The following is a 17,259-nucleotide window of genomic DNA, read 5'->3' on the forward strand; positions in this document are numbered from 1 at the left end:
CTAGCGGCGTTGCACCCCTTTCACTCTAGAGAATACCTATGTCCGCTTATTTGCAAGGAACAGATCTGGCCGCAAAAGACAAGGCCGCCACACCGGCGCCGGCGCCATCCAAGCCTGTCGCCAACAAGGCCGTGACCATTCACACCCTGGCCACGCTGCGCGCCGCCGGCGAAAAGATCACCATGCTGACCTGCTATGACGCCAGCTTTGCGTCCCTGATGGACCGCTGCGGCGTGGAAATCCTGCTGATCGGCGATTCGCTCGGCATGGTCTGCAATGGCCACAACTCCACCCTGCCCGTCACCGTGGCCGAACTGGCCTACCACACGGCATCCGTGGCGCGCGGCAGCAAGTCGGCCATGATCATGGCCGACCTGCCATTCGGCGCCTACGGCACGCCTGAAACAGCCTATGCCAACGCCGTCATCCTGATGCAGGCTGGCGCGCACATGATCAAGATCGAAGGCGGCGCCTGGCTGGCCGAGATCGTCCGTTTCCTCACCGAACGCGGCATCCCCATCTGCGCCCACATCGGCCTGACGCCGCAATCCGTGCACCAGCTGGGCGGCTATAAAGTGCAGGGCAAGAGCACGGAAAGCGCGGCGGAACTGAAGAACGACGCGCTGACGCTGCAAAACGCGGGCGCCGCCATCGTGCTGATGGAAGCGATGCCGTCGCAGCTGGGCAAGGAAGTGACGGACATGCTGACCATCCCCACGATCGGTATCGGCGCCGGCCCCGACTGCTCGGGCCAGGTGCTCGTCATGCACGACATGCTGGGCGTCTTCCCGGGCCGCAAGGCGCGCTTCGTGCGCAACTTCATGGAAGGCGCGGCCAGCATCGACGACGCCGTCACCGGCTATGTAAAAGCAGTCAAGGATGGCAGCTTCCCGGCGCTGGAACACTGCTTCTGACGTAGTTTGTTTTAAGTCGGCTTGCGCGCTGCGCGCCAAGCCGACCTACGAGACCATCAACGCCGTAGGCCGGGTAGGTCGGATTAGGCGGGGCCGCCGAGGCCGCAGGCCGTAATCCGACAACACCACAGGCGCAAACCCCTACCCCACCTGTATCCACGTCGTCTTCAGCTCCGTGTACTTGTCCAGCGCGTGCAATGACTTGTCACGCCCATTGCCCGACTGCTTGTAGCCGCCGAACGGCACGGTGATGTCGTCGCCGTCATACTGGTTGACGTGCACGGTGCCCGCACGCAGGGCCCGCGCCGTCTGGATGGCCTTGGTGATGTCGGATGTCCATACGGCCGCCTGCAAGCCGTACGGCGTGGCATTGGCCTGTTTCACCGCCTCGGCAATATCCGTAAAGCCCAGCACGGACAGGACGGGCCCGAAGATCTCTTCGCGCGCGATCGTCATGCCCGCGTCCACGCCGAAGATGGTCGGCTGCACATAGTAGCCACCTGTTTCCGCGCGCACGGCCTCGCCGCCGCCCAGCAGCCGTGCCCCCTCCTGCTTGCCGGAAGCGATATAGCCCATCACGGTTTGCATCTGCGTGGCGTCGACGATGGCGCCCATGACGGTGGCTTCGTCGAGCGGGTCGCCGGGCTGGAAGCGCGGCAGCATGGCCAATGCCTTGGCCAGGAATTCTTCCTTGATCGATTCTTCCACGAACAGACGCGATGGCGCATTGCAGCTTTCGCCCTGGTTGAAGAAGATGGAGCCGACGGCGGCCGCCACGGCCTTGTCCAGGTCAGGGCAATCGGCGCAAACGATGTTGGCGGACTTGCCGCCCAATTCCGTCCACGCCCGTTTCAGGTTTGACTGGCCCGCCATCTGCACAATCAATTTTCCCGTGCGCGTGGAACCCGTAAAACCGATGCAATCGACATCCATGTGCAGCGCCAGCGCGGCGCCGGCCTCGTTGCCGTAGCCGGGCAGCACATTGAAAACGCCGGCCGGCACGCCCGCTTCCAGCGCGATGTCGGCCAGGCGCAGCGCCGTCAATGGGGATTTTTCGGAGGGTTTGAGGATCACGCTATTGCCTGCCGCGAGGGCCGGCGCGATCTTCCAGGCAGCCATGATCATCGGGTAGTTCCACGGCACGATGGCGGCGACGACGCCCACCGGTTCGCGCGTGATCAGGGCCAGGCTGTTGGCGGGCGTGGGCGCGATTTCATCGTAGACCTTGTCGATCGCCTCGCCATACCAGCGCAGGCAGTTGGCCGTGGCGCCCACGTCCACGCTCTGGCTGTACTTGATCGGTTTGCCCATGTCCAGGGTTTCCAGCAAGGCCAGCTCGGGGCCGTACTTCTGCACCAGGTCGGCGAACTTGATCAGCACGCGCTTGCGCTGCGCGGGCGATTTCCCTGCCCAGCGGCGGTCCTCGAAGGCGGCGCGCGCGGCCTGCACGGCCGCATCCACGTCCGCCCCATCGCAGCGGGCCACTTGCCCCAGGAGGCGCCCATCGATGGGCGACAGATTGTCGAAAGTCTGGCCTGACCTGGCCCCGGCGCGCTCGCCGTTGATGAAGGCACGCCCATCGATCGCGAGCGCTGCGGCACGTGCGTGCCAGCTGGTGTTTTCCGTCATGGTCGTCTCCTGCAAGGTGAAAACGCCAGCTTACTCCTAGTCTGCCAAATAGGCCGCAGACATCTGCTTGCGCCGTCTCCGGTCGGCGCGCGCCAGCATCACGGCATACGCGATCACGGCAAGTGTCACGACGAAGATCGTCAACGCGGCGATGGCATTGACGCGCGGGTCGAGCCCCAGGCGCGCGCGCGAGAAAATCACCAGCGGCATCGTCGTCGAACCGGGACCGGACAAAAAGGCCGACAGCACCACATCGTCCAGCGACAGGGTAAATGTCAGCAGCCAGGCCGACGCCAGCGCCTGCGTGATGTTCGGCAGGGTCACGAGGAAGAATACCTGGTGCGCGCGGCAGCCCAGGTCCATGGCCGCTTCGGCCAGGGATTTACTCATCTCCTGCAGGCGCGACTGCACCACCACGGCCGCATACGCCATGCCCAGCAGGGTGTGGCCGAGCCAGATGGTCAGCACGCCACGTTCGGGGAAACCGAAGACCTTTTGCATGGACACCAGCATCAGCAGCAGGGACAGGCCGATGATCACTTCCGGCATCACCAAAGGCGCGCTGACCATGGCGGAAAACACCGTGCGGCCACGGAAGCGCTGGTAGCTGCTCAAGGCGAAGGCGGCAAACGTGCCGAGGATGACGGACGATGTGGCCGACATGAAGGCGATCTTCAGGGACAAACCGAAGCCCGAGATGATTTCCGTATCGCTCATCAATTCGCTGTACCAGCGCAGCGAAAAGCCGCTCCACACCATGTCCTGGCGCGAGCTGTTGAACGAAAAGACGATCAGCACGATGATGGGCAGGTAGAGGAACAGATAGCCGAGCGAAAGCCAGCCACGGCCGAACCAGCGCTGCAGGAAATTACGTCCGTTCATGTGCGTTCCTCCGCGTTCTGGTCCGTCTTGTATTTGTTAAAAATGGCCATCGGCACGAGGATCAGCAAGACCACCAGCACCGTCACCGACGAAGCCATGGCCCAGTCGTTGTTCGTGAAATATTCATCCCACAGCACGCGGCCGATCATCAGGGTTTCCGGGCCGCCCAGCAGCTCGGGAATCACGTATTCGCCCACGGACGGGATGAACACCAGCATGGCGCCGGCGATGATGCCCGATTTCGACAGGGGCACGGTGATGCGCCAGAACGCCTGCAAGGGCGTGGCGCCCAGGTCGGCCGCCGCTTCCAGGAAACGCATATCCATTTTCACCAGGTTCGCGTACAGGGGCAAAATCATGAAGGGCAGATAGGCGTACACCATGCCCACCACCAGCGAAAACGAGGTGTTCATCATGTGCAACGGTTCGCTTACCACGCCCAGCGCGATCAGCAGGTCGTTGAGCAGGCCGTGGTTGGCCAGGATGCCCTTCCACGCATACACGCGCAGCAGGAAGGAAGTCCAGAACGGCAGCATCACCAGCATCATCAGCACGGGCCGGATCGATGGCCTGGCGCGCGCCATGAAGTAGGCGAACGGGTAGCCGATGAAGAGGCAGATGGCGGTCGTGATGGCCGCGTATTTCAATGAACTGAGATAGGTGAGCAGATACAGTTCATCGGCGGCGATGAACAGGTAGTTGGCGATTTTGACCTTCAGCACGACGATGCCGTCGACATACGACAGCAGGCCGCCGAAGGGGCTGCCCGCCGTGTCCATGTCGGACAGGCTGATACGCAGCACGATCAGGAAAGGCACGAGGAAGGCTGCCGCCAGGAACAGCGAGGGCACGGCGATGACGGCGCTGCGGCCCGCATTTCTTCCCGTTATCCAGCGCAAGGTGACCAGACCGCGCAGCATTTGCAAAATGGACGTCATGATGGCCTCAGCTGGTCAGCACGACGATGTCGGCGCCATCCCACCACACCCACACGCGCTGTTCGCGCTCGAGGCGCGCGGCGTCGTGGCGGGCCGCGTTGGTGCGCGAGACTTTCACCACCGTGCCGCTGTCGAGGCGCACGTGGTAGCTGGTTTCATTGCCAAAATATGCCATGGCGACGATCACGCCCTGGGCGCAGTTGTAGCCGTGTTCCGCCGGCGACGCGCGCTCGTGCAAGGCAGGTGGCTCGATCTGGATGCCGATTTTTTCGGGGCGCACGGCCACCGAAACATCCATGCCCAGGTTGCCCGTGATGCCGTGCGAAACATAGTGCTCGCCATCGGCGGTGGCGATGACCACGTGGTCGGGTTCATCTTCCGTGATGCGGCCGTCGAACAGGTTGACGCTGCCGATGAAGTCGGCCACGAAACGGCAGTTCGGCGTCTCGTAGATTTCGCCGGGAGCGCCCACCTGCAGGATGCGCCCTTCGCTCATGACGGCGATGCGCGTGGCCATGCTCATGGCCTCGTCCTGGTCGTGCGTGACCATCACGCAGGTGACGCCCACCTGCTCGATGATATTGACCAGTTCCATCTGCGTGCGTTCGCGCAGTTTTTTATCCAGCGCGCCCAGCGGCTCGTCGAGCAGCAGCAATTGCGGCCGCTTGGCCAGGCTGCGCGCCAGCGCCACGCGCTGCTGCTGCCCGCCCGACAACTGGTGCGGCTTGCGCTTCGCATACTGCCCCAGTTGCACCAGCGCCAGCATCTGCTCGACCCTTGACGCCACTTCCGCTTTCGGCAAGCCATCGCGGCGCAGGCCGAAGGCGATGTTGTCCCACACGGACAAATGGGGGAACAGCGCGTACGACTGGAACATCATGTTGATGGGCCGCTGGTGCGGCGGCACATCGACGATGCTGTTGCCCGCCAAAGCGATGCGCCCCGATGTCGGCGTCTCGAAGCCGGCCAGCATGCGCAGCAGGGTCGACTTGCCGCAGCCTGAACTGCCCAGCAGGGCGAATATCTCGCCCTTGTTGATCGTCACGGAAATATCATTGACGGCGCGCACGCCATCGAATTCCTTGACAAGTTGATCAATCAGCAAGAAAGGCGCTGGGACGTCGCTGGCCGACGCGGCGGGTGTTGCTATCGTCATTGTGGGTGGCTTCTGGGTAAGAGGGTGTCAAAATGAAAAACTGGCCACTACAAAGAGCGGCCAGGATGGAAGTTTAGCGGAACTGCCGCCATTGCGGTCCAAAAAATGCGCAGATGGCGGCAAAATGGGGCAAAAACCTACACCCAGCCCTTCGCTTTCACGTCCGCATGCGTCTTGTCCAGGCACACGCGTATCAAGCCCACCATTTCATCGATCTGCGCGCGGGTCATCACCAGTGGGGGGGCGACGATCATGCGTTCGCCCACGGCGCGCATGATGACGCCGTTGTCGAACATGTGGCCGCGGCAGATCATGCCCACGCCCTGGCCCTCGTCGAACAGCTCGTTGTCATGCACGGTGACGCCCTTCTTGCGCACGAGGTTCAGGCCCGCGACCAGGCCGCAGCTGTCCGCATAGCCGACCAGCGGATGTTCGCCCAGGCTGGCGAAGCACTGCTTCAGGTACGGTCCCGTATCGTCGGCCACCTTCGCCACCAGCTGCTCTTCCTCGATGATGCGGATGTTTTCCAGCGCCGCCGCGCAGGCAACGGGGTGGCCGGAATACGTGAAACCGTGCGTGAATTCGCCGCCCTGCTCGATCAGCACCTTGGCTACCCTGTCTCCCACCAGCACGCCGCCCAGCGGCACATAGCCGGAGGTAACGCCCTTGGCAAAGGTGATCAGGTCGGGCTTTATGCCGAACAGTTCCGAGCCGAACCAGCGCCCCAGGCGGCCGAAGCCGCAGATGACTTCATCGGCGATGAGCAAAATGCCGTACTTGTCGCAGATGCGCTGGATCTCCGGCCAGTACGTCGATGGGGGAATGATGACGCCGCCGGCGCCCTGCACCGGCTCGCCGATGAAGGCGGCCACCTTGTCGGCGCCGATTTCCAGGATCTTGTCTTCCAGCCAGCCAGCCGCCTTTACACCGAATTCCTCGGGGCTCAAGCCGTGGCCCGACTCCAGGTAATTGGGCTGGCCGATATGCGCGATGCCGGGGATGGGCATGCCGCCCTGCGCATGCATGCCATCCATGCCGCCCAGCGACGCTCCCGCCACCGTGCTGCCGTGATAGGCATTGTGGCGGCTGATGATGGTATGTCTCTCCTTGTAGCCGAGGATATCCCAGTAGCGGCGCACCATGCGCAAATTCGTGTCGTTGCCTTCGGAGCCGGAACTGGTGAAGAACACGTGCTGGAACTGCGGCGGCGAGATTTGCGCCAGCTTGGCGGCCAGCTGCGCGGCCGGCACGTTGGTCGTGCCAAAGAAGCTGTTATAGAACGGCAGCGTCTCCATCTGCCGGTACACGGCTTGCGAGATCGACGTGCGGCCGTAGCCCACATTCACGCACCACAGGCCCGACATGCCGTCGACGATCTTCTTGCCCTGGCTATCCCACAGGTAGACGCCGTCGCCGCGCACCATCACCCTGGCGCCCTTGCTTGCCAGGTCCTGGAAATCGGTGAATGGATGCAGGTAGTGGGCCGAGTCCATTTTTTGGATGGCGGCCGTGTCATACACCTGCGGCGCCGCGTTTTTCTGCGCCACGGAGGCGACCAGGGCGGCGCTCGGCGCCAGCGGATTGTTTGTTGTACTCATTGCGATCCTTTCTTAAACGTGGAGCAGAAGATGCTCGCGCTCCCACGGGCTGATGACGGTCATGAACTCCTGGTGTTCCAGGTCCTTGATGGCCGCATATACGTCGATGAAGCGCTCGCCCAGCACCGTGCGCAGCTTGTCTTCCGCGCGCAGCAGCTGCAGGGCTTCGGGCAAGCCTTGCGGCAGTTCGAACTTCATGTCATAGGCGCTGCCCACCATCATCGGCGTCGCTTCCAGCTGCTCCGTCATGCCGAGATAGCCGCAGGCCAGCGTGACGGCCAGGGCCAGATAGGGATTGGCGTCGGCGCCGATGATGCGGTTTTCCACGCGCCGGTCCTGCACGCCCGACTCGGGCACGCGGAAGCCCACCGTGCGGTTGTCCAGTCCCCACTGGATGTTGATCGGCGCGGCCGTATGGCGCACGATGCGGCGGTAGGAATTCACGTAGGGCGCGACGATGGCCATGGCCGACGGCATATAGCGCTGCAGACCCGCGATGTAATGCTTGAAGATGGGCGCGGCCGAACCGTCCTCGTTGCTGAAGATGTTCAGGCCCGTCTTCGCATCGACGACGCTCTGGTGCACGTGCATGGCGGAACCCGGTTCACCGGCCATCGGCTTGGCCATGAAGGTGGCGTACATATCGTGTTTCAAGGCCGCTTCGCGCAGTGTGCGCTTGAAGAAAAACACCTTGTCGGCCAGGCCCAGCGGATCGCCGTGCAGGAAGTTGATTTCCATTTGTCCCGCGCCGATCTCGTGGATCAGCGTATCGACGTCAAGGTTCATCAATTCGCAGTAATCGTAGATATCCTCGAACAGGGGATCGAACTCGTTGACGGCGTCGATGCTGTACACCTGGCGGCTCGTCTCGGCCCTGCCGCTGCGGCCGATGGGCGGCTTCAAGGGCAAGTCCGGGTCCGTGTTTTTCGCCGTCAGGTAGAACTCCAGTTCCGGCGCCACCACCGGTTTCCAGCCCTTGTCCGCATACAGTTTCAGCACGCGCCGCAGCACGGAGCGGGGCGCAAAATCGACCAGCATGCCGTCGGCGAAATAGCAGTCGTGGATGACTTGCGCTGTGGGATCGGTTGCCCACGGCACCATGGTGATGGTGGTGGGATCGGCCTTCAAGATCATGTCGCGGTCGGTGCTGGAAATGGCGCGGTCGTAGCCGCCATCGTCGACCGGGTAATTGCCCGTCACCGTCATGCCGAGTACCGCTTCCGGGATGCGCATGCCGCGCTCCTGGGTGAATTTCCCGCGCGGCAGGATCTTACCGCGCGCCACGCCCGTCAGGTCGGGTACCAGGCATTCGATTTCCGTGACGCGCTTTTCATTGAGCCACAAATCCATATCTGTATAGGTGAAATTTTCACGTATTGCCATGTTTCCCTCTCGTTGGTCTTGATCGAACACCGCGTACTGCGTGCGGCGCGCCTGTCATCCTGTCTTTCTATGCTGCTGTTCCTGGTAATCGCGGCAAGCCTGGCCGAAGGCGCCGAACAGGCGCATGGAATGCGGATTGTCTTCCACCTGCCATTCCGGGTGCCATTGCACGGCCAGCGTAAAACCGGCGGCGCTGGCCACCGTATAGGCTTCCACCAGGCCGTCGTCGGCCAGGGCTTCCACCAGCAAGCCATCGGCCAGCCGGGCGATGCCCTGGCCATGCAGGGAGTTGACCATCATTTCGCTCTCGCCGCCCAGCAGGCGTGACAGCAGGCCGTCGGGCATCAACTTGATGCGGTGCGCTGGCGCGTACTGGCGCGCCAGGGGATCGAGCACGTTCTCGCGATGGTCCTGCATGCCCGGCACCGCGTGCACGGCCTGGTGCAGGCCACCGCCCAGGGCCACGTTGACTTCCTGGAAGCCGCGGCAGATGGCGAGCAGGGGCAGCTGGCGTGCCAGCGCGGCGCGGATCAGGGGCAAGGTGGTGGCGTCGCGCGCGGGGTCTTGCGGCAGGTCGGGATGGAGGATATCTTCGCCATACAGGCGCGCGTCGACGTTCGAGGCCGAGCCGGTCAGCATCACGCCATCGGCGATCTGCAGCGCCGCTTCCAGGTCCGCATCCGCGCCCAGGGCGGGCAGCAGCAGCGGCATGCAGCCGGCGCCGCGCAGCACGGCGTGCAGGTATTTGTCCTGTGCCATGTGCCAGACGTGGCTGCCAAGCTGGCGCTGGCAGGCGGGAACGAGAACGATGGGACGGCGCATGGGGCTTCCTCGCTGGCGTGACGATCCAATGACAGCACCGTGACGGCGCTGCCGCTCGCTTCACTGTACAGCAGAGCCGGCAGGGGCGGCCACACGGATGGACGTGGCCAGCGGCGGCACACATCGCCTACACTACGGCTTTGCAGTATTGTCCTTATTAAAATCATCATATGCCCGTCCGGCGCCAAACACCAGCGCCGCAGGCAAAGTCCCTTACTTTCCCATGCATCCACACCGTTTTCCAGCCATACCGACCACCTTTTCCACCCTGCGGGGGCAGCCATGAAGCACATGCCATGGCGCGATTTCTTCGCCCTCGTGGTGAGCATCGGCGTGGTCGGCCTGGGCCTGGGCGCCACCATGCCGCTCACCGCCCTGACCCTGCACCAGCGCGGCGTGGGCACGGACATCATCGGCATGATCACGGCCGTCAGCGCCCTCGGCATCCTGGCCGCCTCGCCGTTCGTCTCGCGCTGGGTGGGGCGTTTCGGCGCGCGCGCCACCATGCTGGGCGCCGTGTGGGCGGCGTCGCTGGCGACGATCGCCATGCAGTTTACCGACCACCTGCTGGCGTGGAGCGTGCTGCGCTTCCTCTTCGGCGGCGCCATGGGCGTGCTGTTTACCATCGGCGAAGCGTGGGTGAATCGCCTGGCGCCCGATAATTCGCGCGGCCGCGTGGTGGCCATGTACACCACCAGCTTTACCTTTTTCCAGCTGATCGGCCCCGCCCTCGTGGCGCTGTTCAACGACAAGATCAGCTGGAGCTTCGCCGCCTGCGGCCTGCTGTTCTTGCTGGCCGTGCCGGGCTTGATGCTGATCTCGAACAGCGGCCCGGAACGCGAACAGGAAGAACACGGCGTGAAGTGGACCCTGATCCTGCCGCGCATGCCGATGATCGTGCTGGGCGCCGCCTTCTTCGCCCTGTTCGATACCCTGGCATTGAGCTTGCTGCCGCTGTACGCGATGGAGCACGGCATCGGCACGGACCTGGCGCTGCTGTCGGCCACCGTGGTGCTGGTGGGCGACACGGGCCTGCAATTCGCACTGGGCTGGATGGCCGACCGCTTCGGCCGCGCCAAAGTCCATGCGGGCTGCGGCGTGGCCGTCTGCCTGCTGCTGCCGCTGCTGCCGTTTGCCGTCGGCACGCCGTGGCTGTGGTGGACCCTGCTGCTGTTGCTGGGCGCGGCGGCGGGCGGCATCTACATGCTGGCGCTGGTGGCCTGCGGCGAACGTTTCACGGGACTGTCGCTGACCAGCGCCAGCGCCATCGTCAATGCCACCTGGGGTGTCACCAGCGGCGGCGGCCCCCTGTTGACGGGGGTCCTGATGCAATCGGTGGGCGTGAACGCCCTGCCGGCCGTGATGTGGGTGTGCGCCGCCATTTTCGTGGGCAGCGCCGTGTGGGAGCGCAGGAAGGGAATCGTCTAGCGTTTTTTACTTATTCTCCAGCCGCTGCCGCAATTCCTCGGCCACAGGGTAGTCGGGATACGCTTGCCGGAACGCCGCCCACTCCTCCTGCGCCAGCGCACCTTCGCCCGCCTTCAAGAGGGCGTCAATCTTCACCAGCCATACGGAAGCGTCGAGCTTTGCGGGCGGCGGCATCGGCGCGGAGCGGGCCGCAACGGGCGCGGGCTTGGCCAGCGCACGCTGCACCGGTGCCTGGCGCTGCATGCTGGCCTCGGCCTGCATGGCCGCTTGCTGCTCCAGCGCCTGAGGCATTGCCGTGGCAGGGGGTGGCGGGGCCGGTGGCGCTGGCGCTGGCACTGACACGGGTGCCGGCACTGGCTCGGCCTGCGCTGGCATCCTGGCTGCCGCCTTGGCCATGGCACGCGGTGCCGGCGGCGGTGGCGCAGACACCGTCGCGGGCGCAGCGGCCGGTTCGGACATCACCTCCTGCGTGACCGGCTCCCCGACCACGGGAAATTGCGCAGGCTTCGAGCCGAACCAGTCCACGCCGATCAGGTTCACCGTCAACAGCACGGCCGCGGCCAGCCCCAGCGGGACGCGCCAGCGCTGCAGAGAGTCCGGTGATTTCTTGGCAGGCAAGGTACGCAGCACGCCATCGGCGCTGTCGTTCGCCGCTGCCGGCTTGTGCAGGGCTTTTTCCGCGTCCGCCAGAATGGCCGCATCGAGCGCGCTGGAAGGCGCGGGCTGCGGCAGGCTGGCCAGCAGCGCGTTCAATTCTTCGTCGTGATAATCTTGAGGATCTTGAGGATCTTGAGGATCCGTATCGTGCGTATTCATGCCTGTCCTCCCGCGCCAGCGGCGCTGTCCAAGCCCGCGCGCAATTTCTGCATGGCGTAACGCAGCCGGCTCTTGACGGTTTCCGCCTCCGCCCCCGTCACCACGGCGATCTCGAGGATGCTCATGCCGCTGAACTGCTGCAGCACCAGCGCTTCCTTTTGCTCCACCGGCAGCGCGGCGATGGCGGCATGCAGCAGCGCGTGCTGCTGTTTCTGCTCCAGCGATTGCGGCGGCGATGTGCCCTCGCCCGCCAGTTCGCCCACGTCGTCGTGTTCCTGTCCTTCCCGCTGGCGCAGGATGTCGATCAGGCGGTTGCGCGCGATCTGGTACAGATAGGTGCGGAACGCCGCCTGCGGCTGGTAGCCTGCGCGCGCCGCATGCAGGCTGGCCCACGCGTCCTGCGCGATCTCGTCCACCCATGCGCGGCGCGGCGAACGCCAGGCCACGAAGCGATACAGGCCCTGGCTATGGCGCCGGTACAGTTCGCGAAACGACGGCAGGTCGCCGGCGCTGTAGCGCAGCATCAGGTCTTCATCCGTCGCGGTGATCAGGGTATCGGGCATGCGGACCAGTGTAGCCGAACTACGCGGCGGCGACAATTTCGCTACGCCGTCAGCGTGCAGCGGGCGCAATGGGTGCATAGCTGATGCGGCGCACTTCGCGGATCTGTCCATCCTTGAACGCCCCTTCCACCAATTCATAGCCGAGCAAAGCGAAGACCCGGTCCTGCAGGAACAAGGGGCGCGCATTGCCGTACCAGTCCACGCAGGATGCGCGGCAGCCATCGTCCGGCGTTTGGCCGGACCGCGCCGCCAGCGCGCCCAGTTCCGTCAATTGCAAGCCACTGTTGCGCAGATAGAGAACGGATGCGGCTGACTTGTTGAGGCCAGGCCGCTCGTCCGCGCCCAGGATGGGCAAGCCGATCATGCCCTCGCCGGCCGCTTGCGGCTTGTAGAAAAAGCCGTGGCTGCGCGACTCGCCCTGCGCCGCATCGGCGCGGATATAGCGCGCGGCAACCGCCGCCTGCGCTCCCAGGCGAATGCTGCTGAAGTGCAGATCCCGTCCCTGCGCGCCGATCACCACGGCGTCATCGCCCAGCGCCTCGATGCGCTCCACGCCGTGCGGCAGGGACAAGGCTTGCACGCTGCCCGCATCGGCCCAGCGCACGGCATACAGGGGCTGGCGCGGCCAGGCCTGATCCGCCTGCCGGCGCCCGGCATTTCCCGGATTGCCGTACAGCAGATACGGTCCCACATAGCGGTTCTGCAAACCATAGCCACCGCCACCGGGCAGCGCCTTGTAGCTGCTGGCGGGCGCGCTGTCGCGGCCATCGGAAAACGACGCCAATGGCACGCGCAGCAAGGCCATGTCGCCCCGCCCTTTTGCGCCATCCCACATGCCATCACCCTGGCCTTCGGCACGCAGCAGGACATTCAGATGGCCGTCAACGCTTTCCAGGAATGAGAACTGGTCGACGGGGGCACCGGCCACTTTCAGGGCGCTGGGCGCGCTGCCATCGAGGGGAATGCGGAACACGCCCGAGTCGCTGCCGCGGCGCGTGGTCCACACGAACACGGAGTCGCCCGACACATAAAACACGCGGCCCTGCGGCCCCATCACGGCCGTCGCCTCGCAGCGCATGTCGCGCTGCGCCAGGTCGCACACGGTGACCGTATGCAGGGTCAGGTCGGCGCCCATCTCGGGCTCTTCATCGGTGCGGTAGATGCGCGTGGCCGGAGCGATGCGCTTGAAGTCGGACGGCACGGCGTCGGGGCGCCAGCGGCGCAGCGCGGGAAAACCGCTGAACGGGTCGCCACGGCGCAAGTTCAGCGACAGGGGCGAATAGAACACCAGTTTGCTGCCGACCAGGCGGCTCGCGTAATTGCGCGAGGAATAATAATCGTTGGAGCGCAAGTGATAGGTGGAGCGGTAGGCCAGCTTGCCGTCCGCGTTGACGTCGAACAGACCGATCTCCGTGCCGCCACGGCTGTAGCTGTAGCCGATCACCACCACCGTATCGCCGTCGATCAGCATCTCGTCATACCAGCTGCCCGACGGGTCGCTGCCCGGCGCGAACGCGTCGAGCGAAGACACAGGCTGCAAGGCCTTGCCGCCCACCTGCACGGTGAACAGCTTGCCGCGCCTGAGCATCACCAGGTGCTTGCCATGCAGCTTGACGATGCCGCCTTCGTCCACGCCCGCCGTCTGCACATTGGTGACCGATTCCGCCGCTTCTGCCGATGCTGCCGGCGCGGCTTTCGCCGCCATCGGCGCGGGAGGGGCCGGCGCTGGCACCGCCATGGACTGCGCCGTGGCGCGTTGCAGTTTCTGCTGCTCCCTTTGCAGCGCCGCCTGGCGCGATTGCAACTGCTGCAGGTAGCTGCTCAAGGCCTGCTCGCTGGCAAACGGCACCAGGGTCTTGCGCGGCGCCGTGCCGGCGGCGTGGCTGCCGGCCGACAGCAGCAGGGACAGTATCAATGTGATCTTGAGGGCGCTGGACATCGCTTCTTCTCCGGTTGGCTGGGGTGTCCAACATGAAACGCAGCGACGGAGAAAAAGGGGTTAAACGCGCGTGAAAATATTCACGCCGCTGCCGTTACTCAAAACCGCGTATGCGGTCGCCATTGAAATTCGGCAAGCGCCATTCGAAGTGCAAGGCCAGGAAGCGGAACAGGAAACCGGCGCCGATGGACGCCAGTTGCGCCACGGAGCTGTCGACCTTGAAGTACAGCAGGCCGACATACAGGCTGCCCGTGAACAGGGCCACGGTGGCATACACTTCGCGCTGCAGCACGAGGGGGATCTGGTTGCACAGGATATCGCGCAGCAGGCCGCCGAAGACGCCCGTGATCATCCCCGCCAGCACGACGATGGCCGGGTGCATCTTGGCCGACATGGCGATGTCGCAGCCGATCACGCAAAACGCTACCAGGCCCAGTCCGTCGACCAGCAGGAAGATGGCACGCAGGTGGTGCAGGTAGCGCGCGACAAAGGCCGTGACGACAGCCGCGCCGATGGTAAACAACAGGTATTCGGGATGCGCGATCCAGCCCAGCGGATAGTGCCCCAGCAGCACGTCGCGCACGGTGCCGCCACCGAGCGCCGTGACGGTGCCGATCATGCAGATGCCGAACAAATCCATGCCGCGCCGCATGCCCATGATGGCGCCGGACATCGCTTCGGCAACAATCGCCACCAGGTAAATCGTATATAACAGCATGCTCTTACTCTTCCGAAAATGATTTGAGAATTTGTTCGCGTTCGCGCGCTTCGCTCAGGGTGCGCGCTTCGTGGCCCGTGCCGCTGGTGCCGCGCTCTTCGCCGTTGGCCAGGCGCGTATCGGCGCCCAGGCTGCCACTGCCGCAGCTGACGCTGCTGTGGATAAAGGCATGCTTATCCTTCAGGCAGTCGCCGGCCAGGTATTCCGCATACACGTAATCGCCATCGAGCAGGGACAGGCCAGGCGGTTCGGCCAGCACCTGTTCGCGGCGGCCCTGCACGGCCACCTGCATGTAGTCGCGCCAGACAGGCAGCGCCAAAGTCCCCCCGGTGGCGTTGCCCAGGCTTTTCGGCTGGTCGTAGCCGAGCCAGACGACGGACACCAGGCCCGAGGAATAGCCGGCGAACCAGGCGTCATACGCGTTGTTCGACGTGCCCGTCTTGCCGGCCGCGTCGCCGCGCCCCAGCGCCAGCGCACCGCGTCCCGTGCCGCTCTTGACGACGTCGCGCAGCATGCTGTCCATGACGTAGGCATTGCGCGTGGAGATCACTTGCGTACCCGGCGCCGGCTCGCCCTTGGCGCGTGGCACCGCATCGCTGAACAGCACTTCTCCGCTGCGGCTGCGCACTTCCTTGATCAATTTCGGCGGCATCTGCACGCCGCCATTGGCGAAGACGGCATACGACTGCGCCAGCTGCAGCGGCGTGACGGCGCCCGCGCCCAGCGCCAGCGGCAGGGAGACGGGATTGCGCGCGCCCTCGAAGCCGAAGCGCGTGGCGTAGTGCTGCACGTAGCCGGGACCGGCCGCCTGCATCAGGCTGACGGCGACGAGGTTCTTCGAGCGCACGAGGCCGCGCCGCACGCTGATGAAGCCTTCATAGTTGTTGCCGTAATTGCGCGGACGCCAGGGCCGCGCGCCCGTTTCCTGCGGCAGCAGCAGGCGCTGCGTATCGTCCACGGCCGTGCCGGGGAAATATCCCTTTTCCAGCGCCGCCGAATACACGAAAGGCTTGAAGCTGGAACCGGGCTGGCGGTAGGCTTGCATGGCGTGGTTGTAGTGGTTGCGGTAGAAATCGAAGCCACCCGCCATGGCGACGATTTCGCCGCTATGCGCCTCGACGGAAATGAGCGCGCCTTCCATCTCGGGCAACTGGCTCACCAGCCAGCGCTTCTTTGCCGCGTCGTGCATCACGCGGATCACGCTGCCCTCGACGATGGCGCGCTTGCCATCCCACTGCAGCTTGCCGCCCAGGCGCGCATCCGATGCCGCCAGCACGATCTCGTCGCCATTGCGCAGCTGCGCCGTCACCTGGCGCTTGCCGGCGGTTTCCACTTTGCGCACAAGGGCGGCGCGCAATTCTCCGCTGTCCGGGTAGGCGGCCAGCTGGCGCGCCACGCTGTCTTCGGAAGCGGCCAGGCGCGCTTCCGGGCCACGGTAGCCGCGCCGCGCCTGCGCATTCAATAGCCCGTCGCGCAGCGACTTGTCGGCCGCCCGCTGCGGCGCCATGCGGATGGTGGTCGTCACGTCCAGGCCCATGCTGTAGGCGCCTTCGGGATAGCTTTGCAGGATCAGCTGGCGCGCTTCCTCGACCGCATACGCGGCCGCGTGCACGGAGCTGTTGCGGTCCTTGTTCAGGGCCAGCTTCTCCGCCACGGCGGCCGTGTACTCGGCCGGCGTGATGTAACCGAGTTCGCGCATGCGCTGCAGGATGTAATGCTGGCGCACGGTGGCGCGCTGCGGATTGGCGACGGGGTTGTAGGCCGATGGCGCCTTCGGCAAGCCGGCCAGCATGGCCGCTTCCGCGATGCTGACCTCGGCCAGCGGCTTGTCGAAATAGATATTCGAGGCGGCGGAAAAGCCGTAGGAACGCTCGCCCAGGTAAATCTGGTTCATATACAGTTCCAGCAGCTTGTCCTTGCCGTAGTGCTGTTCCAGCTTGTAGGCCAGCAGCATCTCCGTCAGCTTGCGCTGCACGGTCTTTTCACGCGACAGGAAGAAGTCGCGCGCCACCTGCATGGTGATGGTGCTGGCGCCCTGCGCGTGGTGGCCCGTGACGACGTTGGCGAGCGTGGCGCGCGTCAGACCATAGAAATCGACGGCGCCATGCTCGTAGAAACGCGCATCCTCGATGGCCAGCAAGGCCTGGCGCATGCGCAGCGGGATGTCTTTCAACGGCAGGAATTCACGGCGCTCTTCACCGTATTCAGCCAGCAGCTCTCCTTCGCTGGAGAAAATGCGCAGCGGCAGGGCGGGCTTGTACTGCGCCAGGTGCTCGACGGCCGGCAAATCCTGCCACGCCTGCCGCAGCCACCAGCCGCCCGCCAGGGCGGCGGCCATGCCCAGGCCCAGGGTCAATCCCAGGCCGAATTTCAGATTGCGCGCCAGCTTAGACTGGGGCTTGCGGGGGGTGCTGCCGTTCGCTTGTGCTTCCATGGTGGTATTCCCTTGCTGCCAGGAGGCCGCACGCTGGCG

At 64.8% G+C, this 17,259-nt stretch carries 14 protein-coding genes; 2 read left to right on the plus strand and 12 right to left on the minus strand.

The features are described 5' to 3' along the window. Positions 1-38: 38 nt before the first annotated feature. Entirely contained in the window at positions 39-914 is an 876-nt protein-coding gene (gene panB, locus CSQ92_RS18230) for a 3-methyl-2-oxobutanoate hydroxymethyltransferase (RefSeq protein WP_170846355.1), read from the plus strand. 141 nt (positions 915-1,055) lie between these two features. On the opposite strand, the gene CSQ92_RS18235 is transcribed toward panB, so the two are convergent. The 7 genes from CSQ92_RS18235 to CSQ92_RS18265 all read right to left on the minus strand — a co-directional run bounded on the left by CSQ92_RS18235 (position 1,056) and on the right by CSQ92_RS18265 (position 9,322). Beyond that, positions 1,056-2,543 carry an aldehyde dehydrogenase gene (locus tag CSQ92_RS18235; protein ID WP_099394975.1) on the minus strand — a complete coding sequence of 496 codons (1,488 nt, stop codon included), beginning with the start codon at positions 2,541-2,543 and terminating at the stop codon, positions 1,056-1,058. A 36-nt stretch (positions 2,544-2,579) separates the two neighbouring features. Next, positions 2,580-3,425 (minus strand): ABC transporter permease, encoded by an 846-nt coding sequence (locus CSQ92_RS18240; protein ID WP_099394976.1) that lies wholly within the window; start codon positions 3,423-3,425, stop codon positions 2,580-2,582. Further along, on the minus strand, positions 3,422-4,363 hold the full coding sequence (locus CSQ92_RS18245; protein ID WP_099394977.1) for an ABC transporter permease subunit: 942 nt from the start codon (positions 4,361-4,363) through the stop codon (positions 3,422-3,424). The genes CSQ92_RS18240 and CSQ92_RS18245 overlap by 4 nt, the downstream gene beginning before the upstream one ends. A gap of 7 nt (positions 4,364-4,370) precedes the next feature. Continuing rightward, positions 4,371-5,519 carry an ABC transporter ATP-binding protein gene (locus CSQ92_RS18250; protein WP_099394978.1) on the minus strand — a complete coding sequence of 383 codons (1,149 nt, stop codon included), beginning with the start codon at positions 5,517-5,519 and terminating at the stop codon, positions 4,371-4,373. A gap of 137 nt (positions 5,520-5,656) precedes the next feature. Continuing rightward, positions 5,657-7,117 (minus strand): aspartate aminotransferase family protein, encoded by a 1,461-nt coding sequence (locus tag CSQ92_RS18255; protein ID WP_099394979.1) that lies wholly within the window; start codon positions 7,115-7,117, stop codon positions 5,657-5,659. Between the two features lie 12 nt (positions 7,118-7,129). After that, positions 7,130-8,500 carry a glutamine synthetase family protein gene (locus CSQ92_RS18260; RefSeq protein WP_034788700.1) on the minus strand — a complete coding sequence of 457 codons (1,371 nt, stop codon included), beginning with the start codon at positions 8,498-8,500 and terminating at the stop codon, positions 7,130-7,132. A 54-nt stretch (positions 8,501-8,554) separates the two neighbouring features. After that, the gene (locus CSQ92_RS18265) at positions 8,555-9,322 is read right to left on the minus strand and encodes a gamma-glutamyl-gamma-aminobutyrate hydrolase family protein (protein ID WP_099389164.1); all 768 of its coding nucleotides are present in this window, start codon (positions 9,320-9,322) and stop codon (positions 8,555-8,557) included. Between the two features lie 282 nt (positions 9,323-9,604). Between CSQ92_RS18265 and CSQ92_RS18270 the strand changes: the two genes are divergently transcribed. Beyond that, complete coding sequence (locus tag CSQ92_RS18270) at positions 9,605-10,750, plus strand: MFS transporter (RefSeq protein ID WP_099389165.1); 1,146 nt, start codon at positions 9,605-9,607, stop codon at positions 10,748-10,750. A gap of 6 nt (positions 10,751-10,756) precedes the next feature. Here the strand turns inward: CSQ92_RS18270 and CSQ92_RS18275 are convergent, their stop codons facing one another. The 5 genes from CSQ92_RS18275 to CSQ92_RS18295 all read right to left on the minus strand — a co-directional run bounded on the left by CSQ92_RS18275 (position 10,757) and on the right by CSQ92_RS18295 (position 17,220). Then, on the minus strand, positions 10,757-11,566 hold the full coding sequence (locus CSQ92_RS18275) for a hypothetical protein (protein ID WP_099394980.1): 810 nt from the start codon (positions 11,564-11,566) through the stop codon (positions 10,757-10,759). Next, positions 11,563-12,129 carry a sigma-70 family RNA polymerase sigma factor gene (locus tag CSQ92_RS18280; protein ID WP_257219265.1) on the minus strand — a complete coding sequence of 189 codons (567 nt, stop codon included), beginning with the start codon at positions 12,127-12,129 and terminating at the stop codon, positions 11,563-11,565. The genes CSQ92_RS18275 and CSQ92_RS18280 overlap by 4 nt, the downstream gene beginning before the upstream one ends. Before the next feature lie 49 nt (positions 12,130-12,178). Beyond that, on the minus strand, positions 12,179-14,068 hold the full coding sequence (locus CSQ92_RS18285) for a beta-propeller domain-containing protein (RefSeq protein ID WP_099394981.1): 1,890 nt from the start codon (positions 14,066-14,068) through the stop codon (positions 12,179-12,181). A gap of 94 nt (positions 14,069-14,162) precedes the next feature. After that, positions 14,163-14,786, minus strand: a complete 624-nt coding sequence (locus CSQ92_RS18290; RefSeq protein WP_070254674.1) for a trimeric intracellular cation channel family protein — start codon at positions 14,784-14,786, stop codon at positions 14,163-14,165. 4 nt (positions 14,787-14,790) lie between these two features. After that, positions 14,791-17,220, minus strand: a complete 2,430-nt coding sequence (locus CSQ92_RS18295; RefSeq protein ID WP_099394982.1) for a penicillin-binding protein 1A — start codon at positions 17,218-17,220, stop codon at positions 14,791-14,793. Between the last annotated feature and the right edge of the window lie 39 nt (positions 17,221-17,259).

The sequence above is a fragment of the Janthinobacterium sp. BJB446 genome, from assembly GCF_002735655.1.
GTDB lineage: Bacteria > Pseudomonadota > Gammaproteobacteria > Burkholderiales > Burkholderiaceae_D > Janthinobacterium > Janthinobacterium lividum.